Origin of the sequence: Rhizobium sp. Leaf453 (genome assembly GCF_001425605.1) — a bacterium.
Classification (GTDB): Bacteria; Pseudomonadota; Alphaproteobacteria; order Rhizobiales; family Rhizobiaceae; genus Pararhizobium.
Window position 1 is genome coordinate 679,857 of sequence record NZ_LMRG01000023.1, and the last position, 26,096, is coordinate 705,952.

A 26,096-nucleotide genomic window follows, 5' to 3' on the forward strand; every position below is an offset into this window, starting at 1 on the left:
GTCGCCAGTTCAGGCCGGGCGTACGAGAATATGCTTTTTCTTGCCGAGCGACAGCTTGATGACGCCGTCGGCGGTGATGTCGCCGGCGCCGATGATCTGGCGATCGTCGTTGCTCGCCATGTCGTTGACGCGAACCGCGCCGTCCTTCAGAAACTGCCGAACCTTGCCGTTGGACTCTGCGAGGCCCGCGCGCACGAAGAGAGACAGGATGCCGATCCCGGCCTCGAGCTCGCCCGCCGGAACCTCGATCGAAGGAAGGTTCGCCGAGGTCGCCCCTTCCTCGAAGGTCTTGCGGGCAGTTTCCGCTGCTTCTTCGGCGGCCGCACGGCCATGCAGGATAGCCGTGACTTCCGTCGCGAGGATCTTTTTGACGTCGTTCAGTTCCGCGCCACCAATGGCCGACAGGCGGTTGATTTCAGTCATGGGCAGGGTCGTGAACAGTTTCAGGAACCGGCCGACATCGGCATCCTCGGTGTTGCGCCAGTATTGCCAGAAGTCATAAACGGACAACACGTCGGCATTGAGCCAGACGGCGCCGGACGCGGATTTGCCCATCTTGGCGCCGGACGATGTGGTGAGCAGCGGCGAGGTCAGCGCATAAAGCTGCGGCGTTCCCATCCGGTGGCCGAGATCGATGCCGTTGATGATATTGCCCCACTGGTCGGAGCCGCCCATCTGCAGGCGGCAATCGTAACGCTTCGCCAGTTCGACGAAATCGTATGCCTGCAGGATCATGTAGTTGAATTCGAGGAAGGACAGTGAGTGCTCGCGGTCGAGCCTCGTCTTGACGCTGTCGAAGGCCAGCATCCGGTTGACCGAGAAATGACGGCCGACATCGCGCAGGAACTCGAGATAGTTGAGCGGACGCAGCCACTCGGCATTGTTGATCATCAGCGCGCTGGCTGCACCGTTGTCGTAGTTCAGATAATTGGCGAAGACATGTTTCAGTGACGCAATATTCTCCTCGATCATGTCGACCGTCATCAGCTTGCGCGCTTCGTCTTTGAAGGAGGGATCGCCGACCATGCCGGTGCCACCGCCCATCAGCGAAATCGGTCGGTGACCGGTTGCCTGCAGCCAGTGCAACAGCATGATCTGGGTGAGATGGCCAACATGCAGGCTCGAAGCCGTGGGATCATAGCCGATATAGGCCGTCACGGTCTCCTTGTTGAACAGGGCGTCCAGACCGGCATCGTCGGACGTTTGGTGGATGAAACCACGTTCCTGGAGAGTGTGAAGGAAATCGGACTTGAACTCGGACATGACCTGTCTCTTTCGGTGGGCTGTTTTCGAACGGAATGGACACTTGCTGGATAATTGCGCGGCGTTTAGCACTGTTTCTCGAAAAGTGCACTGGAATGTTTGTGGGATTCGGCCATGGCGGAGATGAAGACGGCGATCGGGCTGATGAGCGGCACGAGCATGGACGGCATCGACGTCGCACTGCTTCGCACGGATGGCTGTGAGCGGGTCGAGCGTGGCCCGTCGCTCGGTATTGGGTATGAAGCCGCGTTCCGTGGGCGTCTGAAACAGGCTTTGGAAGCGGCGAGATCCATCAAGGCGCGTGAGGAGCGCCCCGGTAATCTGGCAGCTGTCGAGCAGGAGCTGACCTTACGTCACGCAGACGCAATTCGGATTTTCCTCAGTAAAAACAATATTCAACCGCAATATGTTGACGTAATCGGCTTCCACGGGCAAACGGTTCTGCACCGTCCGGATGAGGCGCTGACCGTGCAGCTTGGGGACGGCGCCCTGCTGGCGCGCGAGACCGGAATTGCCGTGATCCATGACATGCGTGCAAACGACATGGTGTTCGGCGGGCAGGGCGCGCCGCTCATCCCGGCCTATCACGCGGCGCTCGCGGCCGGATTGCCGGCGGAAACTCGCGGCGCCCGACCGGTCGTCTTCGTCAACATCGGCGGCATTTCCAACTTGACTTTTGTCGGCACAGACGGCGCGATCGTCGCGTATGACAGCGGCCCGGGCAATACGCTGATCGATCAATGGGTGGAAGAACATGCGGGCATTCCCTACGATCAGGGCGGCACCATTGCCAGCGAGGGGCGGGTCCTGTCCGGGCTTGCCGAGCGCTACCTCGCCAATCCCTTCTTCAATGCCGCCAAGCGCCGCTCGCTCGACCGCAATGACTTTGCGCCCCCCCGGGGGGGGGAAGCGAGCCTCGAAGACGGTGCACGCACGCTCGCCTATGTCACGGCGGCTGCGATCTTCAAGTCATCCCATCATCTCCCCGCTCGACCCGGAACCTATATCGTCTGTGGCGGCGGGCGGCTCAACCGGATCATCATGGAGGACCTCGTCGGGCAGGTTCGTCCTGACGACGCTGTCGTGCTGACGGCCGAGCAGGCCGGCCTCGATGGTGACGCCATGGAGGCCGAAGCCTGGGCCTATCTGGCGGTGCGCGCATTGGCTGGCTTGCCGCTGACGTTCCCTGCGACCACGGGGGTCCGCCAGCCCGTCACCGGTGGCGTTTTCAACAGTCCGTAAAGCAACGCCAATCCCTCGCGGTTAACGTTTCTTTTGTCCCGGACCGATACTATTGGTGGCGAATCTGCGAGGCTCCGTACATCTGCGACGAGCTTGGTACCGGGACCGCAGGGATGAGGGCGCGCGAAGGGCACGTCCGAAACGGACGTATAGATGAACGGCGCGCTTTTTCTTCTGACAGTCAATTTTCTGATCGCGCAGCTTTTTTGCGTCTTTTTCCTGGTGATCGCCAGGCGCAGCCGCATTCCTGCGGCCGGGCGCTGGTTTGCCGGAGCCTTCGCCGTCGCGTCATTGTGTGCCATTTTTGAAGTGGCAATCCGTTATGCGGATTTTGACCGGCTCGCCAGCTTCGGCGCCTTTTCGTCCCTGCTCGGCGCGCTGTTGATGATCCGTGTGGGGATCGGACGCCTTTACTCGGTGCCATCGAGCGTCGTGACCATGACCGCGGTGCTCGGAGCGTCGCTGACCCTCAATCTACTGATCTACGATCTGCCGCGCGGCACGCTTTATCATTCGCTGGGTTACCAGTTTCCCTTTGTCGTCGCCGAACTGATGTCGGCCGTTGCAATCTATCAGTCCGGGCGCCGCGAAACGGCTGACATGACGCTCATGGCACTGTTTCTGCTCACTGCGGCGCATTTCGCCAGCAAGGTCTATTTTGCCATCATCTTCGTCGGGGGCAGAACGGCGGAAACCTATCTTTCCAGCACATATGCGCTGGTCTCGCAGAGCCTTGGCGCCGTGCTCGTTGTGTCCACAGGTTTGACACTGCTTGCCGTGATCGTCGTCGAGATCATGGATGACGCGAAGGCAAACTCTGAAATTGACCCGCTGTCCGGGCTGTTCAATCGGCGCGGCTTCAACGATCGCGTCAACCAGATATTGGCCCGCCCGATCGCTGCTTATCCGCATTGCGTGGTTCTGTGCGATCTCGATCACTTCAAGAACGTCAATGATACATACGGCCACGCTGCCGGCGACCAGGTGATCCTGGCGCTGGGTCGCATGCTGAAGGACCAGGCGCCGCCGGAGGCGATCTGTGCCCGGTTCGGGGGGGAAGAATTCGCTGTGTTCCTGCCGTCCACCGGGGAAACAACGGGCTATCTGTTTGCCCAGGGCTTGCGCACCACTTTCTCGTCGCTTGCCTTCCCAGGGCTGCCGGAGGATCGTCGCCTGACGGCAAGTTTCGGCGTCTGTGCGCTGGCCTCGACAACGGTTCCGATCTCCGACGCTATCAATCGCGCCGACGGGGCGCTTTACGACGCGAAGAAGGGCGGACGCAACCGTGTCAACCGTGCCCGACATTCGGCAGCTGTCAGTTTTGAAGAGTGGCAGGCTCGCGCCTGAGGTTGCATGATATCACGCACGAAAAAGGCCGGATCGCTCCGGCCTTTTTCGTGTCGTCTTGGTCGATACTTCAGCGGATACGCTTGGCTGCCGGTTCCGGCGTCAGTTCGCCGTTGAGGCGCCGATCAAGATAATCCTCGCATTCGGCCATCAGCGCATCGATCTGGCCGTTGAAGAAGTGATTGGCACCCGGCACGGTTTTGTGAGTTATCAGGATGCCCTTCTGGGCCTTCAGCTTGTCGACGAGATTGTTGACGTCCTTTTCCGGCGCTACCTTGTCGAGATCACCGTTGATGATCAGACCCGAGGAAGGGCAAGGCGCCAGGAACGAGAAGTCGTAGGTGTTCGGCTGCGGCGCGATCGACATGAAGCCCTCGATTTCCGGCCTGCGCATGAGAAGCTGCATGCCGATCCACGAGCCGAAGGAATAACCGGCAACCCAGCAGCTCTTCGAATCCGGATGCATGCTCTGTACCCAGTCGAGCGCCGAAGCCGCATCGGAGAGTTCGCCCGCGCCGTGATCGAATTCGCCCTGGCTGCGGCCGATCGAGCGGAAATTGAACCGGAGCGTGGTAAAGCCGCGCTTCTGGAACATGTAGAACAACTGATAGACGATCTGGTTGTTCATCGTGCCGCCGAACTGCGGATGCGGATGCAAAACGATGGCGATCGGGGCGTTCTTCTGCTTGGACGGCTGGTACCGGCCTTCGAGGCGACCGGCCGGTCCGTTGAAGATGATTTCGGGCATTGTCTCTCCGGCATATTCTGGCACCAAAAACCGGTTCAGGACCAAAGCAGTCTTGACGACCGCACTCAGCTTTTCTAGAACCCAGTTTAGAACCATTCAAAACTTAGACACGGATTTCCGTGGCGAGTGTCGTCTCTTACGGCAAGCGAAGCGAAAATTTCAAGGAAAATGCATCGGCCGCATGCCTTAACTTGGCAACAGGTCATGCTTTGGCAAGGGACCATGACGCAACAGCGCATCTACATGGACTGGAATGCCACCGCGCCCCTGCTGTCGGCCGCGCGGGAAGCCTGCCTGTCCGCGCTCGACATGGCCGGTAATCCGTCATCTGTCCATGGCGAAGGCCGCAAGATACGCACATTGATCGAAAATGCACGGCGAGATGTCGCTGCCCTTTGCGGCGCACAGTCGGCCAATGTCACCTTCACCAGCGGTGCCACGGAAGCGGCCAACTGGGTGCTGACCCCAGATTTCCGCATGGGCAAGACGCCATTGACGATCGGTCATCTCTACATTTCTGCGGTTGAGCATCCCGCCGTCCGCGAAGGTGGCCGTTTCGCCAAGGACGCGGTCTCGGAGATCGCCGTAACGCCAGCCGGGACGGTCGATCTTGCAGCGCTGGAACGCGCACTCGGATCGCACAACCGCAACACGGGCCTGCCGATGGTGGCCGTGATGCTCGCCAACAACGAGACCGGCATCATCCAGCCGGTTGCGGAAGTTTCCGCATTGGTGAAGGCTGTAGGCGGCGTCTTTGTCGTCGACGCCGTTCAGGCTGCCGGACGACTGCCGTTGCGGATCGAGGAACTCGGCGCGGATTTTCTGATCATCTCCTCTCACAAGATCGGCGGCCCGAAAGGTATAGGCGCGCTGGTGTCGCGCGGCGAAATCATGATGCCGGCGGCGCTCATCCGGGGCGGCGGGCAGGAAAAGGGACATCGGTCCGGTACGGAAAACCCTGCCGCCATCGCCGGTTTCGGCGTGGCTGCTCGGTTTGCCCTGCACGATCTCGAAAACCGCATGGTTGCGATTTCGAGCCTGCGTGACCGTTTGGAGGCTGCTATGCTGGCGGCTTCGCCCGACGTCATCATCCACGGGCGAGATGGCGCGCGGATCGGCAATACCTGCTTCTTTACGCTGCCGGACCTCAAGTCGGAAACAGGGCAGATCGCTTTCGACCTGGAGGGCGTTGCTCTCTCGGCAGGTTCGGCGTGCTCGTCCGGCAAGGTTGGCCAGAGCTATGTCCTGTCGGCCATGGGGCACGATCCGCGCCACGGCGCGTTGCGGATTTCCATCGGCCCATCAACAACGGATGCGGAGATCGATCGCTGCGCGGAGGTTTTCGCAAAGATCGCGGCACGACGGAGGTTTTCTGGCGCTGCGGCGTGAAGGGAATAAAATTGCGGAATTTTGGATTTTCCGCTTGGCAAACGGGGTGAAAATGCCTCTTAAGCCCACTACATAGGCGATACAACGAACATAGTATCGTGCTGACAAGCTGCCGGACCTTGTACCCGGCGAGATTGGAGAACGACATGGCTGCCGTGCAGGAAACAATCGATCAGGTCGCCCTGATCGATGTGGACCAGTACAAATACGGATTTGAAACACAGATCGAAATGGACAAGGCGCCGAAGGGCCTGTCCGAGGAGATCATCCGCTTCATTTCGGCAAAGAAGAACGAACCCGACTGGATGCTCGAATGGCGTCTGGAAGCGTATCAGCGATGGCTGACGCTGGAAGAGCCGACCTGGGCGCGCGTCAACTATCCGAAGATCGATTTCAACGAGATTTCCTTCTACGCCGCGCCGAAGAGCACGCCTGGCCCAACCTCGCTCGATGAAGTCGATCCGGAACTGCTGAAGGTCTATGAGAAACTCGGCATTCCGCTGCGCGAACAGGAAATTCTGGCCGGCGTGAAGACACCGCGTATCGCGGTCGATGCCGTCTTCGACTCCGTATCGGTCGTGACAACGTTCAAGGAAGAACTGAAGAAGGCCGGCGTGATCTTCATGTCGATCTCGGAAGCCATCCGCGAGCATCCCGATCTCGTGAAGAAATATCTCGGCTCCGTCGTTCCGACGACCGACAACTATTATGCGACGCTGAATTCCGCTGTTTTCACCGACGGCTCCTTCGTCTTCATCCCGAAGGGCGTTCGTTGCCCGATGGAATTGTCGACCTATTTCCGTATCAACGAAAAGGGCACCGGCCAGTTCGAACGCACGCTGATCATCGCGGAAGACGGCGCTTACGTTTCCTATCTGGAGGGCTGCACGGCGCCGCAGCGCGACGAAAACCAGTTGCATGCCGCCGTCGTCGAACTGGTTGCGCTCGATGATGCCGAAATCAAGTATTCGACCGTCCAGAACTGGTATCCGGGCGACAAGGACGGCAAGGGCGGCATCTACAACTTCGTCACCAAGCGTGGCGATTGCCGCGGCAGGAATTCGAAGATTTCGTGGACGCAGGTTGAAACCGGTTCGGCGATCACCTGGAAATATCCGTCGTGCATCCTGCGTGGCGACAATTCGCGCGGGGAGTTCTATTCGATCGCCGTTTCAAACGGTCACCAGCAGATCGATTCGGGGACGAAGATGATCCATCTCGGCAAGAACACGTCGAGCCGCATCGTCTCCAAGGGCATCGCTGCCGGCGTTTCCCAGAACACCTATCGCGGCCAGGTCTCGACCCACCGCAAGGCTGCGAATGCTCGTAACTTCACGCAGTGCGACTCGCTTCTGATCGGCGACAAGTGCGGCGCGCACACCGTGCCCTACATCGAGGCGAAGAACTCGACGGCGCAGTTCGAGCACGAGGCGACGACCTCGAAGATTTCCGAGGACCAGCTGTTCTATTGCCTGCAGCGCGGCATTCCGGAAGAAGCCGCGATCGCCTTGATCGTCAACGGCTTCGTCAAGGAAGTCATCCAGGAACTGCCGATGGAATTCGCGGTCGAAGCACAGAAGCTGATCGGGATTTCGCTGGAAGGCTCTGTTGGATGAAGACCGCGATCATTGCTGTCTGCTTGTTTGCTTTTTATCTCTTCGGAAAATTTCAGGGATATCGAAAAGCCGAGCGGAATCTAAAGGCAACGTACGGCGCACTCCTGGACCAAATGCAAGAGATTACTAGGAATAACAAAGATGCTTGAAATCAAGAACCTTCATGCCCGCATCGCCGAAGACGGCACCGAGATCATCCGTGGCCTGAACCTGACCGTAAAGGCTGGTGAAGTCGCTGCCATCATGGGGCCGAATGGCTCCGGCAAGTCGACGCTGTCCTATATCCTGTCGGGCCGCGAAGACTACGAGGTGACCGAAGGCGACATCCTCTATAACGGCGAGAGCATCCTCGAACTCGATCCGTCCGAGCGCGCCGCCAAGGGCATCTTCCTTGCCTTCCAGTATCCGGTCGAAATCCCGGGCGTCGCGACCATGCAGTTCCTCAAGGTGGCACTCAACGAGCAGCGCAAGTATCGCGGCGAGGACGAGCTGTCGACGCCGGACTTCATCCGCCGCGTCAAGGAAGCGTCGGCCAAGCTGCAGATCAATCCCGACATGCTCAAGCGTCCGCTGAATGTCGGTTTTTCGGGCGGCGAAAAGAAGCGCGCCGAAATCCTGCAGATGGCGCTGCTGGAGCCGAAGCTGTGCGTTCTCGACGAAACGGATAGCGGCCTCGATATCGATGCGCTGAAGATCGTTTCCGACGGCGTCAATGCGCTGCGTTCGCCCGATCGTGCCGTCATCGTCATCACGCACTATCAGCGCCTCTTGGAATACATCGTGCCGGACAGCGTGCATGTGCTGTACAAGGGCCAGATCATCAAGTCTGGCGACAAGTCGCTGGCACTCGATCTCGAAGCCAATGGCTATGCCGATATTATCGACGCGGCGGCCTGAGGAGTACAGGGGATGAACATGCAAACGGCAATCACGATGACGGCCGCCGAAACGGCCCTTGTCGATGCCTATACCGCGGCCATCGGCGATCTGCCGGGCGAGGGTGCCGTCCTGCCGGCGCGCGACGCGCTACTGGCCGATCTGAGGACGCAGGGGCTGCCGACGCGCCGGTTGGAAAGCTGGCACTACACAGACCTGCGCGCTCTTCTGCGCAGCGTTCCAGCGCTTGAACCGACGGCCTTCGCCGAACGGGTCGATCCGCTGGTTCCGGGCTCTGCCGTGCTCGCCGTCCTCAACGGCAAGGCCGACGCCAAGGGCCTGCCGGCGACCGTCAACGTCCGCACCTACGCGGAAAGCCTGATCGATGGCGTCGCAGCTGCCGATCTGATCGCGCGCGATGCGGAAGACGCGATCGGCCGGATCAATGGCAGCCTCGTGCGTGACGGTTTCGAGATCGAAGTGCCGGAAGGCACTGTGCTGGAACAGCCGCTGGAACTGCAACTGGTGCAGAGCGCCGGCCAGAACCATTCGCGTTTTCCTGTCACCTTCGGTGCCAGTACCAAGGCGACCGTCATCGAGCGCCATCTTTCCGTCAGCGATGCCGCCAGCCTCGTCACGGTTGTCAGCGATCTCATCCTTGATGACAACGCCGATATTACCTGGATCATCCTGCAGCAGCAGGGTGCCAGCGACAGCCATCTCGCCCAGGTCAATTTCGACCTCGGCACGAATGCCAAGCTGCGTCTCTTCGTCATCAACGCTGGCGGCAAGCTGGTGCGCCAGGAAATCCACGGCGTGACGACGGGCGAGGGCGCGGATTTCAAGCTGCGCGGCATCAACCTGCTCGGCGGCGAAACGCACACCGATATCACCTTCACGCTCGGCCACGACGTGCCGAACACGACGTCGACGGAAGTGATCCGTAACGTCCTGTTCGATCGCGCCAAAGGCGTGTTCCAGGGACAGATCCGGGTTGCCCCGGATGCGCAGAAGACCGATGCGAAGATGGCGTGCAACACGCTGCTTCTATCCGACGACGCCGATTTCTCAGCGAAGCCCGAACTAGAAATCTTCGCCGACGACGTCCAGTGCGGCCATGGCGCCACCGTCATCGATATCAACCCGACGCATCTGTATTACCTCAGGGCTCGCGGCATTCCGGAAAACAAGGCGCGTGCCATGCTGGTCAATGCCTTTGTCGATGAGATCGTCGAGGAGCTTGAAGATGAAGGCCTGATCGAGACGCTGGAAACGATCATCTCCGTTTGGCTCGAAAAGCACGCCTGATTGGAACATTGACATGGAACATACGGTGCCGGTCCCGGCCTATGATGTCGAAGCCATACGCAAGGATTTCCCGATCCTGTCGCGCAGCGTCTATGGCAAACCGCTCGTCTATCTCGACAACGGCGCCTCGGCCCAGAAGCCGCAGGTGGTGATCGACGCCGTTGCCCATGCCTATTCCAACGAATATGCCAACGTCCATCGCGGCCTGCATTTTCTTTCCAATGCCGCGACGGATGCCTATGAAGGTGCGCGCGAAAAGGTGCGCCGCTTCCTGAACGCTCCGTCGGTCGACAATATCATTTTCACCAAGTCCTCGACCGAGGCGATTAATACGGTGGCCTATGGCTACGGCATGCCGAAGATCGGCGATGGCGACGAGATCGTCATCTCGATCATGGAGCATCATTCCAACATCGTGCCTTGGCATTTCATCCGCGAACGGCAGGGAGCTAAGCTGGTCTGGGCGCCGGTCGACGATCAGGGTGCGTTCCATCTCGATGATTTCGTCAAGTGCCTGACGGACAGGACCAGGCTGGTCGCCATCACCCACATGTCGAATGCGCTCGGAACGGTGGTTCCGGTCAAGGAAATCTGCCGGATTGCCCATGAGCGCGGCATTCCGGTGCTTGTCGACGGCAGCCAGGGCGCGGTTCACATGCCCATCGATGTCCAGGATATCGATTGCGACTGGTATGTCATGACCGGCCACAAGCTATACGGTCCCTCCGGTATTGGCGTGCTCTATGGCAAGACCGATCGCCTGAAGGAGATGCGGCCGTTCATGGGCGGCGGCGAGATGATCTTCGAGGTGACCGAGGACAAGGTCACCTACAACGATCCGCCGCACCGTTTCGAGGCCGGCACGCCGCCGATCGTGCAGGCGATCGGGCTCGGCTATGCGCTCGACTACATGGATGGCATCGGCCGCGCTGCAATCGCTGCGCACGAGGCGGATCTGGCGGCCTATGCTCATCAACGGCTGTCATCGGTCAACTCCTTGCGCGTGATCGGGACGGCGCCCGGCAAAGGTGGTATATTCTCCTTCGAACTCGAAGGCATTCACGCCCATGACGTCTCGATGGTGATCGACCGGGCCGGCGTGGCCGTGCGGGCGGGGACCCATTGCGCCCAACCGCTCTTGAAACGGTTCGGCGTGACCTCCACATGCCGTGCATCCTTCGGCCTCTACAATACGCGGGCCGAAGTGGATGTGCTGGTGGATGCACTTGAGCAAGCCCGCAAATTCTTTGCGTAAGGACATGAAGCCGATGAGCCTTGATACGACCGAAGACAAGATCGATGTCCGCGAAGGCCTCGTTCACTCCGCCATTCCGGCCGATGAACTGGCGCGCCTGAGCGACGATGTCATCGCCGCGCTGAAGACGGTCTATGATCCGGAAATCCCGGCCGATATCTTCGAACTCGGCCTGATCTACAAGATCGACATCGAAGATGATCGTATGGTGAAGATCGCCATGACGCTGACGGCTCCCGGCTGCCCGGTCGCGGGCGAAATGCCAGGTTGGGTCGAAAATGCCGTCGGCGCCGTGGAAGGCGTGTCCGGTGTCGAAGTGTCGATGACCTTCGATCCGCCGTGGACGCCCGACCGCATGTCGGAAGAAGCACAGGTCGCCGTCGGCTGGTATTGATCTCATATTGATCCCTTAACCGGTGCACATTACATTCGGGACTCGGAACGCATCAGGCCTTGAACCTGGTGGCGACAAGGAGAATGGCCGATGGGCTTTGCAGTGATGAGTTTGAGCGATGCGGCAGCCGGCCGCGTCAAGGCGATCGTCGAGAATGCCGGTGGAGATGCCCAGGGTATTCGCGTGTCGATCAAGAAGGGCGGCTGCGCCGGCATGGAATATGCCATCGACATGGTGACGGCTGCCAATCCCAAGGATGATCTGGTCGAGCATGATGGCGCCAAAGTCTGGGTTGCGCCCGAAGCCGTGCTTTACCTTCTGGGAACGCGCATGGACTTCGAAGTGACGACGTTGCGCTCCGGCTTTACCTTCAACAATCCGAACCAGACATCAGCCTGCGGCTGCGGCGAATCCGTCGAGCTGAAACCCGCCGATCTGGCAGCGCTTGCCGCCAAGGGCGATGCGGTGGTTCGCGTCGGTTGATCGAGTAGCTCTAAAACGGCAAATCACTGAATGAAATCCAGAAATAGACCGGTTCCCGCCGGTCTCTTTTTCTGTTCTTATGCGCTGCTTGAAACTGTTGGCGACAACTTGGACTTGCACCGATGCCGATTGCCCAGAAACATTTCATCCAGGCCCTCTACGACAGTTTTCCCGATCCTGTTGTCATCGTCGATTCCGACCGGGTGATCCGCGCCGTCAATCCTGCCGCCTCGCAACAATTCGGTTACCCGGCGAACGAGATCGTCAACAGTCCGGCGCGCCTTCTCTATGCGACTGAGGATGATTACGATGCGTGCCTGAGCCGCGGTTCGAATATAAGTGCCGGCGAGGATTTTGCCGATGGTGTCTATCGGTATCGGCGTAGGGACGGGTCCGAGTTCTCCGCACGCCTGCGGGTGACACCGGTCAGTGGCGACGATTCGTCGATGCAGGGCTTCATCGGCGTCGTGCACGATATCTCGGATTATCTTCACCTGGACGAGGAACGGCGCAAATCCGATGGCATTCTGAACACGGCGCTTCAAGCCATTCCGGAAGGCTTTGCGATTTTCGATCGCAACGAGCGCCTCATCGTTTACAATGACGCATACCGAAAGGTTTGTGGGCCGGCCGGTCCGCTTCTGCATGTCGGCATGACCGCGCAGGATATCATGACGGCTGTCTACGAAGCTGGCCATTATCCGCTCGCGCCTGTCGGGTCCGAGGCGGCTGACGAGTGGATTGCGAGCAGGATGTATGATTTTCGCAATCCGACCGGCAAGGCCGTTGTTTTCCCCTATGGTGGCGGACGTTGGCTCCGGGTGGAAAACCTGAGGACCGGGGATGGAAATACCGTTGCCCTGCGCATCGACGTCACAGAGTTGAAGGAAGCGGAACTGGCGCGTGACCGTCAGAGGCTCGAATACTACACGCTGGTTCAGAATATTCCCGATTTCATCACCCGCATCTCCGGCGATTTTCGCATAACCTTCGCCAACGATCGCTACGCCGCGTTCGTTGGAATTTCTGCCGATGATCTTGTCGGAAAGCCGATCCTCGACCTGGTGCCGGAGAAGGATCGGGAGAGAGTGACCTCGGTTCTCCGCAGCCTCACGCCGGATGCGCCGATGGTTTCGCGCGAGCAACACCGTGTGCTGGCGGATGGCAGCGACTTCTGGATATTCTGGTCGAACATGGCCGTGTTCGATGGCGGCAAGCTTGTCGAGTATATCACGGTCGGGCGCGACATTACCGAACTGAAACAGCAGCAGGCGCGAATCGCGCAGCAAAGTGCGGAACTGCAACGCAAGAACGAGGCTCTAAATCAGTTTACCGGCACCGTCTCACATGACCTGAAGGCGCCGCTACGCCACATGTCTATGTTCTCCGAAATGATGAGCGACGATGTAGCCAACGGCAGTCTGGAGGAGTTGCCGAGCTATGCCCGGCATCTGCGCCAGAGTGCGCGGCGGATGGGCCTGTTGATCGACAGTCTGCTCGAATATGCGCAGATCGCCGATCAGATCGGCAACTGGCAAACGGTTTCCATGGCCGATGTCATCTCCGACGCGATCCTCATTCTCGGGACGTTCGTGCGTGAAGCCGGTGCCCGGTTCGAGTTTGATTCGCTGCCGCAGGTGAAGGGCGATCCCGAGCTTTTGAAGCGCCTGTGCCAGAACCTGATTGGCAATGCCATCAAGTATCGCAAGGAAGACGTCAAACCCGTCATCCGTATCTACAGCGAGAAGAATGACGGGAAAATCCTCATCTATTTTCAGGACAATGGCATCGGTGTTGATCCACGCTTCGCGAAGAAGATTTTCGATGTGTTTCAACGCCTTCATCGCGATGAAACGGTCTATCAGGGCACAGGCATCGGCCTTGCCCTGGCAAAACGGATTGCCGAAAGCCACAATGGCTCGATCGAACTTGACACGACATTCTCGGAGGGTGCACGTTTCATTCTGACCCTTCCGGAGATGAGTTGATCCACCAGAAAGCCAGAGGCGATTGGGCAACCGGGTAAAGAAACTGCTGGTCGTCGATGACGATTTGATTGACGCGCATTTTGTCATGCGTGCATTTGCCGATGTCGGAAGAGCTCTGGAAATAACCCACGTCTCGGATTCCGACGTTGCCTCTGTGCGGCTGGCAGGCGAGACGTTCGACTACGTGCTGTTGGATATCAACATGCCGGGTATGAACGGCATCGATCTGCTGCGGCGGATTCGTAGCGACGCCAAGACTGCGGTCTTGCCGGTGATCATGCTGACCTCGTCCATGAACCCGACCGATGTCTTTACGTCCTATGCGTCCGGCGCGAATGCCTACACGCTGAAACCGTCATCGGTCAGTGGTTACAGGACATTTGCAGAAGGGTTCACGCGCTTCTGGCTTGATGTCGCCGTGCAGCCTTACGAATACAAATCTGTCTGACGTTGCTCTGCGCGGCAAGTGAAAAGGGGCGCCAGAAGCGCCCCTTGACCATGATCCTTATTCCGCCGCCTCGGCATAGTCCTCAAGTGGCGGGCAGGTGCAGACCAGGTTGCGGTCCCCGAAGACATTGTCGACCCGGTTGACCGGCGACCAATACTTGTCGACCCGGAAGGCGCCCGGCGGGTAGCAGGCCTGTTCGCGGGTATAGGGACGATCCCATTCGCCGACGAGGTCCTCGACCGTGTGGGGTGCGTTCTTCAGCGGATTGTTCGTCCGGTCCATGGTGCCGTCCTCGATCGCCTGCGCTTCCGCGCGGATCGCCAGCATGGCGTCGCAGAAACGGTCGAGTTCGGCCTTGGTCTCCGATTCCGTCGGCTCGATCATCAGCGTGCCGGCTACCGGCCAGCTCATGGTCGGGGCGTGGAACCCGCAGTCGATGAGACGCTTGGCGACGTCATCGACGGTGACGCCGGCGCTGTCGACCAGCGGGCGAGTGTCGATGATGCATTCATGCGCGACACGGCCTTTGGCGGACTTGTAGAGCACGTCATAGGCGCCCTTCAGTCGGGCGGCGATATAGTTGGCGTTGAGGATCGCCACCTTCGTCGCCTGCGTCAGCCCTTCGCCACCCATCATCAGGCAGTAGCTCCAGGAGATCGGCAGGATCGAGGCCGAGCCGAACGGGGCAGCCGATACCGCACCCGTGCCGCCGAGCTCCGGGATTTCCGGATGGCTCGGAAGGTGCGGGGCGAGATGCGCCTTGACGCCGATCGGCCCCATGCCAGGACCGCCGCCGCCATGCGGAATGCAGAAGGTCTTGTGCAGGTTGAGATGGCTGACATCGCCGCCGATATCGCCGGGGCGGGCGAGGCCGACCATGGCGTTCATATTGGCGCCGTCCATATAGACCTGACCACCATGCTGATGGACGATCTCGCAGACTTCGCGAACATTCTCCTCGAACACGCCATGGGTCGAGGGATAGGTGATCATGCAGCAGGAGAGGTTGGCCCCGTGACTTTCCACCTTGGCGCGGAAATCGTTCATGTCGATATCGCCATTGTCCGAGACCTTGACGACGACAACCTTCATGCCGGCCATCTGGGCCGATGCCGGATTGGTGCCGTGCGCGGAAGTCGGGATCAGGCAGACGTCACGATGGGTGTCGCCATTGGCGAGATGGTAGGCGCGGATCGTCAGCAATCCGGCATATTCACCCTGCGCACCGGAGTTCGGCTGCATCGAGACGGCATCATAGCCGGTGATCTGGCAGAGCTTCTCGCTGAGATCGGTGATCATGTGCCGGTAACCTTCCGCCTGGTCCGCCGGCACGAAGGGATGGATCTCTGAAAATTCCGGCCAGGTGATCGGCAACATTTCCGCCGTCGCATTGAGCTTCATCGTGCAGGAACCGAGCGGGATCATCGAGCGATCGAGCGCGAGGTCCCGATCCGACAGCCGGCGGATATAGCGGGTCATTTCGCTTTCCGCGCGGTTCATGTGGAAGATCGGATGCGTCAGATATTCGCTGGTGCGCAGCAGGGATCCGGGCAGACGGTAACCCGCCTCGAAATCCTCGACCTTGAAGTCGCCGCCAAAGGCACGCCAGACGGCTTCCAGTGTAACCGGGCGCGAGCGCTCGTCGAGGCTGATGCCGATCTTCGTGGTGCCGATGCGGCGCAGGTTGACTTCTTCCGCAACGGCCGTCTTCAGGATAATGCCCTGCAGCTTGCCGACATCGACGGTGATCGTATCGAAGAAGACGTCGGGCTCGACCGTGTAGCCGAGCTTTTCCAGCCCGAGGGCCAGCAGAACGGCTTTCTGATGGACGCTCTGGGCGATCGCCTTGATGCCCTTGGGACCGTGGAAAACGGCATACATCGAAGCCATGACGGCGAGCAGCACCTGCGCGGTGCAGATGTTCGATGTCGCCTTTTCGCGGCGGATATGCTGTTCGCGGGTCTGCAGCGATAGACGGTAGGCACGGTTGCCGCGCGCATCGACGGACACGCCGACGAGGCGACCGGGCATGGAGCGCTTGTATGCATCCTTGACCGCCATATAGGCGGCATGCGGGCCACCGTAGCCAACGGGAACGCCGAAGCGTTGGGTGCAGCCGATGGCGATATCGGCGCCCATTTCGCCCGGCGACTTCAGCAGGGCCAAGGCAAGCGGATCGGCGGCCATGGTCGCAATCGCACCGGTCTGGTGCAGCCGGGCGATCAGCCCGCTGAAATCGTGAACGTGGCCATACGTGCCCGGATACTGGAAGATCGCGCCGAAGACATCGACGGGATCGAGATCGGTGAAGGGATTGCCGACGATGATCGACCAACCCAGCGGTTCTGCGCGCGTCTTCAACAGGGCGATCGTCTGCGGATGGCAATTTTCGTCGACGAAGAAGGCGTTCGCCTTGGACTTCGAGACGCGCTCGGCCATCGCCATGGCCTCGGCCGCAGCGGTCGCTTCATCGAGCAGCGACGCATTGGCGACATCGAGGCCGGTCAGGTCGCAGACCATGGTCTGGTAGTTGAGCAGCGCCTCGAGACGGCCTTGGCTGATCTCGGGCTGATAGGGTGTGTAGGCCGTATACCAGGCCGGGTTTTCCAGAATGTTACGCTGGATGACCGGTGGCGTGATCGTGCCATAATAGCCTTGGCCAATGAGCGAGACGAGTTTCTTGTTACGGTTGGCCGTCTCGCGCATCTTGTCGAGTGCTTCGCGCTCGGTCATCGCAACGCCCCAGGCGAGCGGCTCCTTCTGGCGGATCGACGGCGGCACGGTGTCGTCGATCATCGCATCGAGACTGCTGTAACCGATGACTTTCAGCATCGCGGTCATCTCGTCAGGCGAGGGACCGATATGCCGCCGGTTGGCGAAGTCATACGGCTTGTAGTCGGTAAAGGTGAAGTCCTTCGGCATGCTCATCAGGCGATCAGCTCCTTGTAGGCGGCCTCGTCCAGAAGCGCGTTGGCAGCGGACGGATCCGAGAGTTTCAGCTTGAAGAACCAGCCGGCGCCCTGCGGATCGCTGTTGACCAGCGACGGGTCGTCGACGATCGCCTGGTTGGATTCGACGATTTCGCCATCGAGTGGACAATAGACATCCGAGGCCGCCTTGACGGATTCGACGGTTGCGGCTGTCGCACCCTTGTCGAGGGCCGTGCCGGCTTCGGGAAGTTCAACGAAAACGAGATCGCCAAGCTGTTCGGCCGCGTGCGCGGTGATGCCGACCGTCGCAACGTCACCTTCGATTTTCAGCCACTCGTGTTCGTCGGTAAATTTCAGCATGGGTTCAGCTCCAGGTCAGCGTTTGTAGGTCGGTGTGATGAAGGGTAGGGCGGCGACAGTCATCGGCAGGTACTTGCCGCGCACTTCTGCGAAAATCTGTGTGCCGTTGGTGGTATGGGCGATATCGACATAACCCATGGCGACGGGATGATCGGCGCTTGGGCCAAACCCGCCAGAGGTTACGGCACCGATCGGTGTCTTGCCTTCAGCGTCGGCGAAGAGCGCCGCGCCGGCACGTACCGGCGCCTTGCCATCCGGCTTCAAGCCGACACGACGGCGGCTGGCGCCGTCGGCAAACTGACCGAGAATGGTTTCGGCGCCGGGGAAGCCGCCCGGGCGGGCGCCACCGGTGCGCCGGGCCTTCTGCATCGCCCATTCGAAAGCGGCTTCAACCGGTGTCGTTCCGGTGTCGATGTCGTTCCCGTAGAGACACAGCCCGGCTTCGAGACGTAGCGAATCGCGCGCTCCAAGGCCGATCGGCATGACATCGGGATGTTCGAGGATGCGGCGGGTTACATCTTCTGCAGAAGCCGAAGGAATGGAGATTTCAAATCCGTCCTCGCCAGTATAGCCCGAACGCGAGATGATGCAGGGCACGTCGTGCAGTTCGGCTTCCGCCACGTCCATGAAGCGCATGGTGGCGATGTCGGCCCAGAGTTCGGCGAGAACAGCGACGGCATGTGGCCCCTGCAGCGCGATCAATGCCCGGTCGTCGAGCAACGTCAGGTCACAGGTATCGCCCAGATGCTTCTGTAAATGCGCGAAGTCGGCGTCCTTGCAGGATGCGTTGACGACGAGGAACAGGTGATCGCCGCGATTGGCGATCATCAGGTCGTCGAGAATACCGCCGGCATCATTGGTGAAGAGCCCGTAGCGCTGGCGGCCTTCGGCAAGGCCGAGCACATCGACCGGCACCAGCGTTTCCAGCGCCAGCGCCGCATCCTCGATGCGACCGGACTTCGGCTTGAGGATGATCTGACCCATATGGGAGACATCGAACAGACCGGCGGCGGCACGGGTATGCAGGTGCTCCTTCATGACGCCGGCGGGATATTGCACCGGCATGTCGTAGCCGGCAAACGGCACCATGCGGGCACCGAGCGACAGATGCAGCGCGTGCAGCGGTGTCTGTTTCAAAGGGGAATGATCGTCCAAATCCGGCCTCCAGGTCTGGCGCAACGCGCCGGCTCATCTCCACGGCGCATCTCGTGCGTCGTTTCCTCGAGCCCCCTCTGTCCCTTTGCCTGAGATTGTTATCCCTTCGGCGAGCGGAAATGCTTCTCTCCAGAGTCCTACCGGCACCTTGCTGGTCCATGGGCCTGAGAGTTTCCGGGGCGGTTGCTCCTTCGGCACCGGCGCAAACCGGATTCTCCCAACAAGATCGGCCTCAGATAACGGCGATCCCGATATGTTGGCAAGAGTAAAATGTCGCGCCCGAACAGATTTTTGTCGTGGCTTGGCTCAGGCCGCCGTCCTGCGACATCTGGCTCTTTGCTTTTTCTCCGACAAGCGGGTAACGCAATTCTCGATACGGAGATTACGGATGGCGAGAGCCGGGCGACAGGTGCGAATGACAGTGCGCGTGCTTCTGGCACTGGCGCTGCTGCTTCTGTCCTTTGCCCATCAGCCGGCGTTTGCGCGGCGGATCACGCCGGCCGTGGCTGCCGAGTACGTGCTGCCGGACGGATCGATCGGCGACATCTGCTTCGGTATGGACGGTGTCGATAACGCGGCCCACTCACCGGTTAAAGATGGCTCGGCACCCATCTGCGACTATTGCCGGCTGGCATCCGCTGTCCTTCTTCCGCTCCCCCCGGATGACGGCTATCTGATACTGCGATCCCCGTCAGTGATCGCGGCGCGGCCGGATTTCCGGCTGCTCTTTGTCGCGTATCCGCGCTCCCTGCCTCAATCGCGCGCTCCGCCTGTCTTCGTCTGATCTTTCTCGCTTCGGCGATTGCCTTATTTTCAGACAAGAACGACCGGCTTTCCCATAGCAGGGGTCTCAACCGGTCAGGAGACGATCCATGAAACAGACCAAGACCACATTCCTCGCCCTTGCATTCTCGCTCGCCGGCATCACGACAGCGCACGCCCATTCATCCTTCGAACAGGACACGGCCGCATCCGAGAGCAATTTCAAGGCGATCCTGCAGATCCCGCATGGCTGCGGCGGCAAGGCGACCACCGAAGTCCAGGTGAAGCTGCCGGAAGGCTTCGTTTTCGCCAAGCCGCAGCCGAAGGCCGGTTGGGAACTCGAGATCATCAAGGGCGACTACCAGAAAAGCTATGATAATCACGGCAAGGCGGTTACGTCCGGTCCGCTGGAAATCCGCTGGAAGAACGGCAACCTCTCGGATGACTATTATGACACGTTCGTGATCACCGGGAAGGTTTCGGGCTTCGGCAAGGAAACGCAGCTTGCCTTTCCCGTGACCCAGTTGTGCGGCGCGTCGGATAAGGTCGTCTGGGATGAGATTGCGGCCGAGGGGCAGAACCCGCATTCGCTTGAGCATCCGGCCCCGACGATCACCGTGACGCCGGCGGTGTCGGCAGGACACGATCATCACGACATGGCGGCGATGGCCGGCATGTCGGTGGCCAGCGATGCGCCGGTGAAGGCTGGTTCTCTCGAAATTTCCGGTGGCTCCATCAAGGCCATGCTGCCGGGGGCCAAGGTCGGCGGCGGTGGCTTTACCATCAAGAATGAGGGCGGCGAGGACGACACGCTGCTTACCGTGGAAAGCCCGGCGGCTGGCCGTGTCGAATTGCATGAGATGACCATGCGGAACGATGTGATGAAGATGCGCAAGCTGGAATCAGGCATCGCCATCCCCGCTGGCGGGACGGTCGAACTGAAGAGCGGCGGGCTGCATCTGATGTTCATGAATGTCGCCAAGCCGTTCAAGGAGGGCGACGGCATTCCAGTGACGCTGACCTTCGAGAAGGCCGGCAAGGTTGATGTCGTGCTTCCGGTTGGCAATGCTGCCGGCACGCACAAGCACAATTGATTGCTATCAAGAATGTTTTAACGGAGGGCGGCAGCGTAGATTGCGTTGTCGTTCAGTCGCTTATTGTGTCGTCTCTTGACGGCAGACGCGGGATCCAGTCGGGCTGGTCATCGTCCCTCTTTTCGTCTTCATCCGCGCCTTGTTCCGGACTATCGCCAGTCGATTCAGGTTCGTCCAGTTCGAATTCCTGATACCGCCGGACGGCCTCATAGGGCGTTCCCTGGGGCAGACGGCCTTGTGAATTCATCAGCATGAGCGACAAGGATGTCGGGCTGCGGAGCGCTGCCACGGCGGCATGGGTGTTGACCGCATCGTCCTTCGGGCGCGCGGACAGGAGCGTGATCGCCTCGTCGGTCGGACCATCGCCACTGACGCGCGCGGATGGCTTGACGGCCTGTGCCGCATAAGCTGCCGTGGTGGCTGACATGGTGACGACCAGGGTCATGGCGATCTACCCTTGCAGGGTACTCCTTTGAAAATAGCGATCGCCTTGTTTTAGCTTACGAAAATTTCCCTTGGGTGAAATCCGGCGCTTGTATTTAAGTCGAATCTTATCGACCGCGAGGCATGGATGGTGCCGACAATTTTAACGGCGCCATGCGTTTCCGCCACAACCGTTTTACTTGCGTCCTTACTGAAATATGTGCAAACTCGCTGCAACCAGAGGGAGGGGAGCATGACGGACAGGAAAACACTCGAAGACATCGTCAACAGGTTCTATGACGTTCGGGAGGGCAACGACAAAGATGGTGTTTTGTCCTTCGCCGGCCCTGATTTCAGCTTCGGCATTGTCTGCAGCGGCAAGCTCGCCGAAAACGTGCCACGGGTCTGCGAGCCGGCCGCGCTGGATGCCGTTGTTACGACACTGATTTCCGAGTGGGACATGAGCCGGATGAAGACGGCACGTCTCTATGTGGACGGGGACACGGTGCTGGCGCACCGGGCGGGGCAATTGCGCCACACGCCGACGGGACGGGAAATGGAGACGGAATATATCGATCGCTTCACCTTCAAGGATGGGCAAATCGTCGACCTGACCGAGTTCGTCGATACGCTCCTGATCGCGGAGACAATCGGTCTGGTCCAATCCTGAAGGTGAAATCGTCGCGGTGCACACCGTTTGCTACATGCTTCACGATATGGTGACCGCGATGGTGGCTGCTATGGTCGGGAAGGCGTTGGAAACCGCGGCAATTCCCGTCATAAGACTAGCACGCCTTCGATTCCCGGGGCCGGTGATACCTGCATTTTGCTTGGCTTCAAGCGCGTGCCGGACATCTTCCAAGGGAAGGGTATGATATTCAACGCGGATTGCCGGACCTTATGACGATTGACTCCAGTTTTTCCCGCCGCGGCTTTATCGGCTTGCTGGCGGCAGGCACGCTCGCCGGATGCAGTACATCGATGCAGAGACGCCCGACACCGGCACCGGTGCGGGTTACCCGGCCGGTCGGACCGCCGTCCGACGCCGAACTGCAGGTGATGTACGGGCCGGTAGAGGATGGCGGTTTCCTGATCCCGCCGATCCCCTATCAGGAGATCGATCCGCAGTTCTATCGTCAGCGCGTCTATGACCCGACAGGCGAAGCACCGGGGACCGTGGTCGTCGATACGCCGGCGCGGTTCCTCTATGTGGTCGAGCCCGGCGGCACGGCGATGCGCTATGGCGTCGGTATCGGCCGCGAGGGCTTTGCTTGGCAGGGCGACGGCGTCATCCACTGGCGTCAGGCCTGGCCACGCTGGAAGCCGCCGAACGAAATGGTGGCACGCCAGCCGAGTCTGGCGCAATATTCGATCGAGAACGGCGGCATGGAGCCGGGCCTGAAGAACCCGCTGGGTGCCCGCGCGCTTTACATTTTCCAGAATGGCGAGGACACGCTCTACCGCCTGCATGGCAATCCGGAATGGCAATCGATCGGCAAGGCGGTTTCGTCCGGCTGTGTGCGCCTGATGAACCAGGATGTCATTGACCTCTATCGTCGGGTGCCTGACAAGGCGCGGATTGTGGTGCGGCAGTAAGGCTCGCGCAGGCCGGATCTGGTCTGATCGGATTCGTGATTAACCGGCTGCTAACCGCGATTGATGATTCTGCGGTTGGCGGCTCGAATCATGTTCCGATTTGAACCGTTTGACAAAACTTTGGCACGATTGCACGCGATAGACGCTTTCATGGTCTCACTCTCTTCCCTTGGCCGCGCCGCGCCGCGCCTCCTGTCCGCCCGCCGCATGCTGGCGCGGGCTGCCGCCGTGCTCGCTGTCGGGGTGGTGCTGGCCGGTTGCAACGGGCTCGATGATCTCTCCGAGGAACCGCCGAAGCTGTCCGGCAAGATCATCGCCGAGATGTCGAAGAAGGGCATGAAGCCGGAGAGCCCGGTTCTGGTGCGCATCTTCAAGCAGGAGAGCCAGCTGGAAGTCTGGAAGGTCAACAAGTCCGGCCAATATGCGCTTTTGAAGACCTATCCGATCTGCCGTTGGTCCGGCGAACTCGGGCCGAAGAAGAAGGTCGGCGACCGACACGCCCCGGAAGGTTTCTACCATGTCTCGTCGGGCATGCTGAACCCGAACTCGCAATTCTACGTCTCCTTCAATCTCGGCTATCCCAACAAGCTGGAATCGGCACTCGGCTATACCGGCGAGGCGCTGATGGTGCATGGCGCCTGCTCATCGTCCGGCTGCTATGCCATGACCGACCAGGGCGTCGGCGAAATCTATGCGATCGTGGCCAAGGCGCTTTCGAGCGGACAGGACCGGTTCCAGGTGCAGGCCTATCCCTTCCGCATGACCGCTCAGAACATGGCCGAGCATCGCGGCAATCCGAACATGTCTTTCTGGCGCACGCTGAAGGAAGGCCATGACGCTTTCAACCTGACGCATCGACAGCCGAAGGTATCTGTCTGCAGCGGCCGCTATGTCTTCAACCGCGAATTCGACGGCGGCGAGCCGGCCGATCCGCTGGCGGCATGCCCTGATGTCAGCACGCAGCTCGAGCCGCAGGCGATGGCGCAGGTCGAGGTCGAGGAGCGCAAGCTCGATACCGCGCTGACTGCGTCGATCCCGGCAAGCAGCGCAATGACCGCCTATTCCGACGGCGGCATGCATCCGAGTTTTCGGGCGCTGTTGAAGACGCAGGGCGCCAAGCGCCTGGCAGCCAGCATTTCCGGCACCAAATATCCAATCAGCCGCCCCGATGCGGCTCTGGCCGATCCCTTCTCCGGCCGGTAAAGAGTAGTATCCGCTTTCATCATTTTCAGCCGGACGCCAGGGGAGGACATCATGGGCTTCAGGTTCGGTCTCGATCATTTCGCGCTTTTGGTGCGCGATGTCGAGCGCAGCGTCGCGTTCTACCGGGACGTCATGGGTTTCGTGCCGATCCCGCGCGAGGGCAGCCCCGGCGTGCAATGGCTGGATATCGGCGGCGGCGACGCCATTCATCTGATCCAGGGCGATTTCGGCGCGACGCATGTGACCAAGGATACGCATGTTGCGGTTTCGACCGCCGATTTCGATGCCTTCGTCGCACATCTGACCGGGCTCGGCGTCACATTCACCGACTGGCCCGGCAATCCCGGCAAGATCGGCGTGCATCGCCTCGGCTTCCGGCAGGTCTATGTGCAGGATCCCGATCTTTACTGGATCGAGATCAACGACCAGCGGCCACCAGCGGACTGATTGGATGAGCGGTCGGGCGAACTGTATTGGCCGGATCGCCCCGTCATCTGGTGTCAATCACGCAGCCACCTTTCGGCAGGCGGACTCATCCGGCGTAGATGAAGGCAATCCTTCGCAGATGATCGCGTCAATGATAGTAGAAACACGCGCAGTCAGCCTTGCTGTCGTCGGGTTCACTCCAAACGCGCACGGCGAGTTTCTTGGCTGCGCCGGTTTCATCCAACCGCAGGCCGAGCAGGGATATCGCGGCGATCTTTGGGTTCACGGCGTCAATCTCAATCACCGAGCCGACTTGGTGGACACCCAGTTTCGGGGTCCAGGTGAAAAACTGCACGCTGTAATGCATTTGCCTTCTCCTTTACCGCGCTTATTTGGGGGAACTCGAACATCAAAAACCGATGCGCAGCGCGACGAACTGCGGCGAGAGGGCCGCGCAAGCGATACGGTGGGTTCGAACACGAGCATATCACGGTTTTTCAAGATCGAAAATCCGCATCAGAGCCTTGATGGGCATGGAAATCGCTCACGCGAAGCGATTTGCGAATCAATCAGCCATCGACTTGCCCAGTTGGTACTGATGGCGCCAATTTTTCATATTGAAGCCAATGATGTTCAGCAAGGTCCAACTCGGATAGCTTTCGACAAATCTCGCTCAGGTGCTTGTGCGCAGCGTACATTTCCGGATCCAAATTTATCGCATCCAAAAGAGCCTTTACGGCATCGTCAAATTTGCGAAGGTGCTTTTGCGTCGCACCCAGTCGATAATGATACAATGCAAAACTCTTAGGACGGTGAAAGATTGCCATCTTGAAGCAATGCTCAGCCTCAGCAAGTCGTCTCTGCCTGAAACTTACAATTCCCAGATTGTAGTGAGCGTCATAGTTGCAGTCGGAAATCTGTGTCGCCCTTTTCAGATGAAAATAGCATCCTGGTCTGCCCTACGTTTCGAGTGCGCCAAGCCGATCAGGAAATGCACAGCTAAATAGCTCCCAGATTTGTAGACGCCTTCTTTCCTGCGGATCTCACGCTCACGGACTTCGCGTGAAAACTTGTTTGTTGTCTTGCTCATAGTGGCTCCACTTTCTCAGAAGTTGCGGCCTCCGGCAAACCAGGGGCGGTTCAGGGCCTCGTTCCTCAAGCACCACAATCTGGTTCACTCCCCTCTCAGCGATACCTTGTATCGCCTGCCGGGCAAGGGATGAGCCGACGCGGCAACTGCCATGACAATGCGGTGGCCGAGAGCTTCTTCAATCTTCTAAAGCGAGAGAGGATACGTCACAGGGTCTACCGCTCAAGCGTGAAGCACGTCGGGACGTATTCGATTACATCGAGATGTTCTACAACCCAAAACGGAAACACGTCAGGAACGGAATGCTGTCGTCCGTTGAGTTCGAGAAGCAGCAGAAAATCTAACCCGAGGGTGTCTACGAAACTCGGGCTTTCATTAACTTACAGCGCGCTTGTAGGAAACAGCCTCTACTTATGGTCGAAAGCAAAACCTAAATGGTGATAATCCATCATCCAAAGGCAGGAATTCGGGTCATGACATACAGGAAAAATACCCGATAAATTATTGATTTTGTTGATAGATGGCGGAAGAGGTGGGATTCGAACCCACGGTACGGTCTCCCGCACGCCGGTTTTCAAGACCGGTTCCTTAAACCACTCGGACACTCTTCCATCTGGCTGTTCGGATCGAGATATGGTGTTGAAACCGATCCGACGACGCACGCTTTATAGCCTGCGGATCACGGACGTCAACCGGTTAC

The 26,096-nt window shown here is 59.6% G+C and carries 26 protein-coding genes, 1 tRNA gene, 1 pseudogene and 1 riboswitch; of the genes and pseudogenes, 18 read left to right on the plus strand and 10 right to left on the minus strand.

Annotated features, from left to right (window positions below):
* Positions 1 to 9: 9 nt before the first annotated feature.
* On the minus strand, positions 10 to 1,263 hold the full coding sequence (tyrS, locus tag ASG68_RS21315; RefSeq protein WP_062580803.1) for a tyrosine--tRNA ligase: 1,254 nt from the start codon (positions 1,261 to 1,263) through the stop codon (positions 10 to 12).
* Between the two features lie 114 nt (positions 1,264 to 1,377).
* On the opposite strand from tyrS, the gene ASG68_RS21320 reads away from it, so the two are divergent.
* Entirely contained in the window at positions 1,378 to 2,505 is a 1,128-nt protein-coding gene (locus tag ASG68_RS21320; protein WP_062580805.1) for an anhydro-N-acetylmuramic acid kinase, read from the plus strand.
* Positions 2,506 to 2,658: 153 nt separating this feature from the next.
* Positions 2,659 to 3,852 carry a sensor domain-containing diguanylate cyclase gene (locus ASG68_RS21325; protein ID WP_062580807.1) on the plus strand — a complete coding sequence of 398 codons (1,194 nt, stop codon included), beginning with the start codon at positions 2,659 to 2,661 and terminating at the stop codon, positions 3,850 to 3,852.
* 70 nt (positions 3,853 to 3,922) lie between these two features.
* Here ASG68_RS21325 and ASG68_RS21330 read toward each other — a convergent pair whose 3' ends face one another.
* Complete coding sequence (locus tag ASG68_RS21330; protein ID WP_062580955.1) at positions 3,923 to 4,600, minus strand: alpha/beta hydrolase; 678 nt, start codon at positions 4,598 to 4,600, stop codon at positions 3,923 to 3,925.
* A gap of 222 nt (positions 4,601 to 4,822) precedes the next feature.
* On the opposite strand from ASG68_RS21330, the gene ASG68_RS21335 reads away from it, so the two are divergent.
* From ASG68_RS21335 to ASG68_RS21375, 9 genes are all read left to right on the plus strand, one after another.
* Positions 4,823 to 5,989 (plus strand): cysteine desulfurase family protein, encoded by a 1,167-nt coding sequence (locus ASG68_RS21335; protein WP_062602578.1) that lies wholly within the window; start codon positions 4,823 to 4,825, stop codon positions 5,987 to 5,989.
* A 146-nt stretch (positions 5,990 to 6,135) separates the two neighbouring features.
* Positions 6,136 to 7,605 (plus strand): Fe-S cluster assembly protein SufB, encoded by a 1,470-nt coding sequence (sufB, locus tag ASG68_RS21340; RefSeq protein ID WP_062580811.1) that lies wholly within the window; start codon positions 6,136 to 6,138, stop codon positions 7,603 to 7,605.
* 141 nt (positions 7,606 to 7,746) lie between these two features.
* Positions 7,747 to 8,502: a Fe-S cluster assembly ATPase SufC gene (sufC, locus tag ASG68_RS21345; RefSeq protein WP_062580813.1), complete on the plus strand. Its 756-nt coding sequence runs from the start codon at positions 7,747 to 7,749 to the stop codon at positions 8,500 to 8,502.
* Between the two features lie 12 nt (positions 8,503 to 8,514).
* A complete protein-coding gene (sufD, locus tag ASG68_RS21350) occupies positions 8,515 to 9,789 on the plus strand; it encodes a Fe-S cluster assembly protein SufD (RefSeq protein WP_062580815.1) in 1,275 nt (424 codons plus the stop codon).
* Between the two features lie 13 nt (positions 9,790 to 9,802).
* Positions 9,803 to 11,044 (plus strand): cysteine desulfurase, encoded by a 1,242-nt coding sequence (locus ASG68_RS21355; RefSeq protein ID WP_062580817.1) that lies wholly within the window; start codon positions 9,803 to 9,805, stop codon positions 11,042 to 11,044.
* 13 nt (positions 11,045 to 11,057) lie between these two features.
* Complete coding sequence (locus ASG68_RS21360; RefSeq protein WP_062580956.1) at positions 11,058 to 11,438, plus strand: SUF system Fe-S cluster assembly protein; 381 nt, start codon at positions 11,058 to 11,060, stop codon at positions 11,436 to 11,438.
* Positions 11,439 to 11,528: 90 nt separating this feature from the next.
* A complete protein-coding gene (gene sufA, locus ASG68_RS21365) occupies positions 11,529 to 11,921 on the plus strand; it encodes a Fe-S cluster assembly scaffold SufA (RefSeq protein ID WP_062580819.1) in 393 nt (130 codons plus the stop codon).
* 122 nt (positions 11,922 to 12,043) lie between these two features.
* On the plus strand, positions 12,044 to 13,909 hold the full coding sequence (locus tag ASG68_RS21370; RefSeq protein ID WP_062580821.1) for a PAS domain S-box protein: 1,866 nt from the start codon (positions 12,044 to 12,046) through the stop codon (positions 13,907 to 13,909).
* A gap of 22 nt (positions 13,910 to 13,931) precedes the next feature.
* Positions 13,932 to 14,357: a response regulator gene (locus ASG68_RS21375; protein WP_062580823.1), complete on the plus strand. Its 426-nt coding sequence runs from the start codon at positions 13,932 to 13,934 to the stop codon at positions 14,355 to 14,357.
* Between the two features lie 57 nt (positions 14,358 to 14,414).
* On the opposite strand, the gene gcvP is transcribed toward ASG68_RS21375, so the two are convergent.
* The 3 genes from gcvP to gcvT are packed head-to-tail and all read right to left on the minus strand — an operon-like array spanning position 14,415 to position 18,802.
* Positions 14,415 to 17,285, minus strand: a complete 2,871-nt coding sequence (gcvP, locus tag ASG68_RS21380) for an aminomethyl-transferring glycine dehydrogenase (RefSeq protein WP_062610085.1) — start codon at positions 17,283 to 17,285, stop codon at positions 14,415 to 14,417.
* Positions 17,285 to 17,647, minus strand: coding sequence for a glycine cleavage system protein GcvH (gene gcvH, locus ASG68_RS21385; protein ID WP_062580828.1), 363 nt, complete (start codon positions 17,645 to 17,647; stop codon positions 17,285 to 17,287). The genes gcvP and gcvH overlap by 1 nt, the downstream gene beginning before the upstream one ends.
* Before the next feature lie 15 nt (positions 17,648 to 17,662).
* Positions 17,663 to 18,802 carry a glycine cleavage system aminomethyltransferase GcvT gene (gene gcvT, locus ASG68_RS21390; RefSeq protein WP_062580958.1) on the minus strand — a complete coding sequence of 380 codons (1,140 nt, stop codon included), beginning with the start codon at positions 18,800 to 18,802 and terminating at the stop codon, positions 17,663 to 17,665.
* Positions 18,803 to 18,944: 142 nt separating this feature from the next.
* Positions 18,945 to 19,032, minus strand: a riboswitch (glycine riboswitch).
* 158 nt (positions 19,033 to 19,190) lie between these two features.
* Between gcvT and ASG68_RS21395 the strand changes: the two genes are divergently transcribed.
* Together ASG68_RS21395 and ASG68_RS21400 are read left to right on the plus strand one after the other, a co-directional pair.
* Complete coding sequence (locus ASG68_RS21395) at positions 19,191 to 19,586, plus strand: DUF2946 family protein (protein ID WP_156373753.1); 396 nt, start codon at positions 19,191 to 19,193, stop codon at positions 19,584 to 19,586.
* 88 nt (positions 19,587 to 19,674) lie between these two features.
* A complete protein-coding gene (locus ASG68_RS21400; protein ID WP_062580833.1) occupies positions 19,675 to 20,658 on the plus strand; it encodes a copper chaperone PCu(A)C in 984 nt (327 codons plus the stop codon).
* Between the two features lie 52 nt (positions 20,659 to 20,710).
* On the opposite strand, the gene ASG68_RS21405 is transcribed toward ASG68_RS21400, so the two are convergent.
* Positions 20,711 to 21,103: a hypothetical protein gene (locus tag ASG68_RS21405; RefSeq protein WP_062580835.1), complete on the minus strand. Its 393-nt coding sequence runs from the start codon at positions 21,101 to 21,103 to the stop codon at positions 20,711 to 20,713.
* 231 nt (positions 21,104 to 21,334) lie between these two features.
* Here ASG68_RS21405 and ASG68_RS21410 point away from each other — a divergent pair, with 231 nt between their 5' ends.
* From ASG68_RS21410 to ASG68_RS21425, 4 genes are all read left to right on the plus strand, one after another.
* Positions 21,335 to 21,751, plus strand: coding sequence for a nuclear transport factor 2 family protein (locus ASG68_RS21410; protein WP_062580837.1), 417 nt, complete (start codon positions 21,335 to 21,337; stop codon positions 21,749 to 21,751).
* Between the two features lie 230 nt (positions 21,752 to 21,981).
* Positions 21,982 to 22,677, plus strand: coding sequence for a L,D-transpeptidase (locus tag ASG68_RS21415; protein ID WP_062580839.1), 696 nt, complete (start codon positions 21,982 to 21,984; stop codon positions 22,675 to 22,677).
* A 207-nt stretch (positions 22,678 to 22,884) separates the two neighbouring features.
* On the plus strand, positions 22,885 to 23,880 hold the full coding sequence (locus ASG68_RS21420) for a L,D-transpeptidase family protein (protein WP_062610093.1): 996 nt from the start codon (positions 22,885 to 22,887) through the stop codon (positions 23,878 to 23,880).
* 51 nt (positions 23,881 to 23,931) lie between these two features.
* Positions 23,932 to 24,327: a VOC family protein gene (locus ASG68_RS21425; RefSeq protein WP_062580841.1), complete on the plus strand. Its 396-nt coding sequence runs from the start codon at positions 23,932 to 23,934 to the stop codon at positions 24,325 to 24,327.
* Positions 24,328 to 24,454: 127 nt separating this feature from the next.
* Here the strand turns inward: ASG68_RS21425 and ASG68_RS32900 are convergent, their stop codons facing one another.
* From ASG68_RS32900 to ASG68_RS31560, 3 genes are all read right to left on the minus strand, one after another.
* Complete coding sequence (locus tag ASG68_RS32900; protein WP_062580843.1) at positions 24,455 to 24,673, minus strand: hypothetical protein; 219 nt, start codon at positions 24,671 to 24,673, stop codon at positions 24,455 to 24,457.
* A gap of 202 nt (positions 24,674 to 24,875) precedes the next feature.
* Positions 24,876 to 25,133, minus strand: a complete 258-nt coding sequence (locus ASG68_RS33090; RefSeq protein WP_062580845.1) for a tetratricopeptide repeat protein — start codon at positions 25,131 to 25,133, stop codon at positions 24,876 to 24,878.
* Between the two features lie 104 nt (positions 25,134 to 25,237).
* Complete coding sequence (locus ASG68_RS31560) at positions 25,238 to 25,396, minus strand: hypothetical protein (RefSeq protein WP_156373754.1); 159 nt, start codon at positions 25,394 to 25,396, stop codon at positions 25,238 to 25,240.
* Positions 25,397 to 25,525: 129 nt separating this feature from the next.
* Between ASG68_RS31560 and ASG68_RS31565 the strand changes: the two are divergent.
* Positions 25,526 to 25,740, plus strand: a pseudogene (locus ASG68_RS31565) (IS3 family transposase); the annotation flags it as partial.
* Positions 25,741 to 25,917: 177 nt separating this feature from the next.
* Here ASG68_RS31565 and ASG68_RS21435 read toward each other — a convergent pair.
* Positions 25,918 to 26,007, minus strand: a tRNA-Ser gene (locus ASG68_RS21435).
* Positions 26,008 to 26,096: the final 89 nt, after the last annotated feature.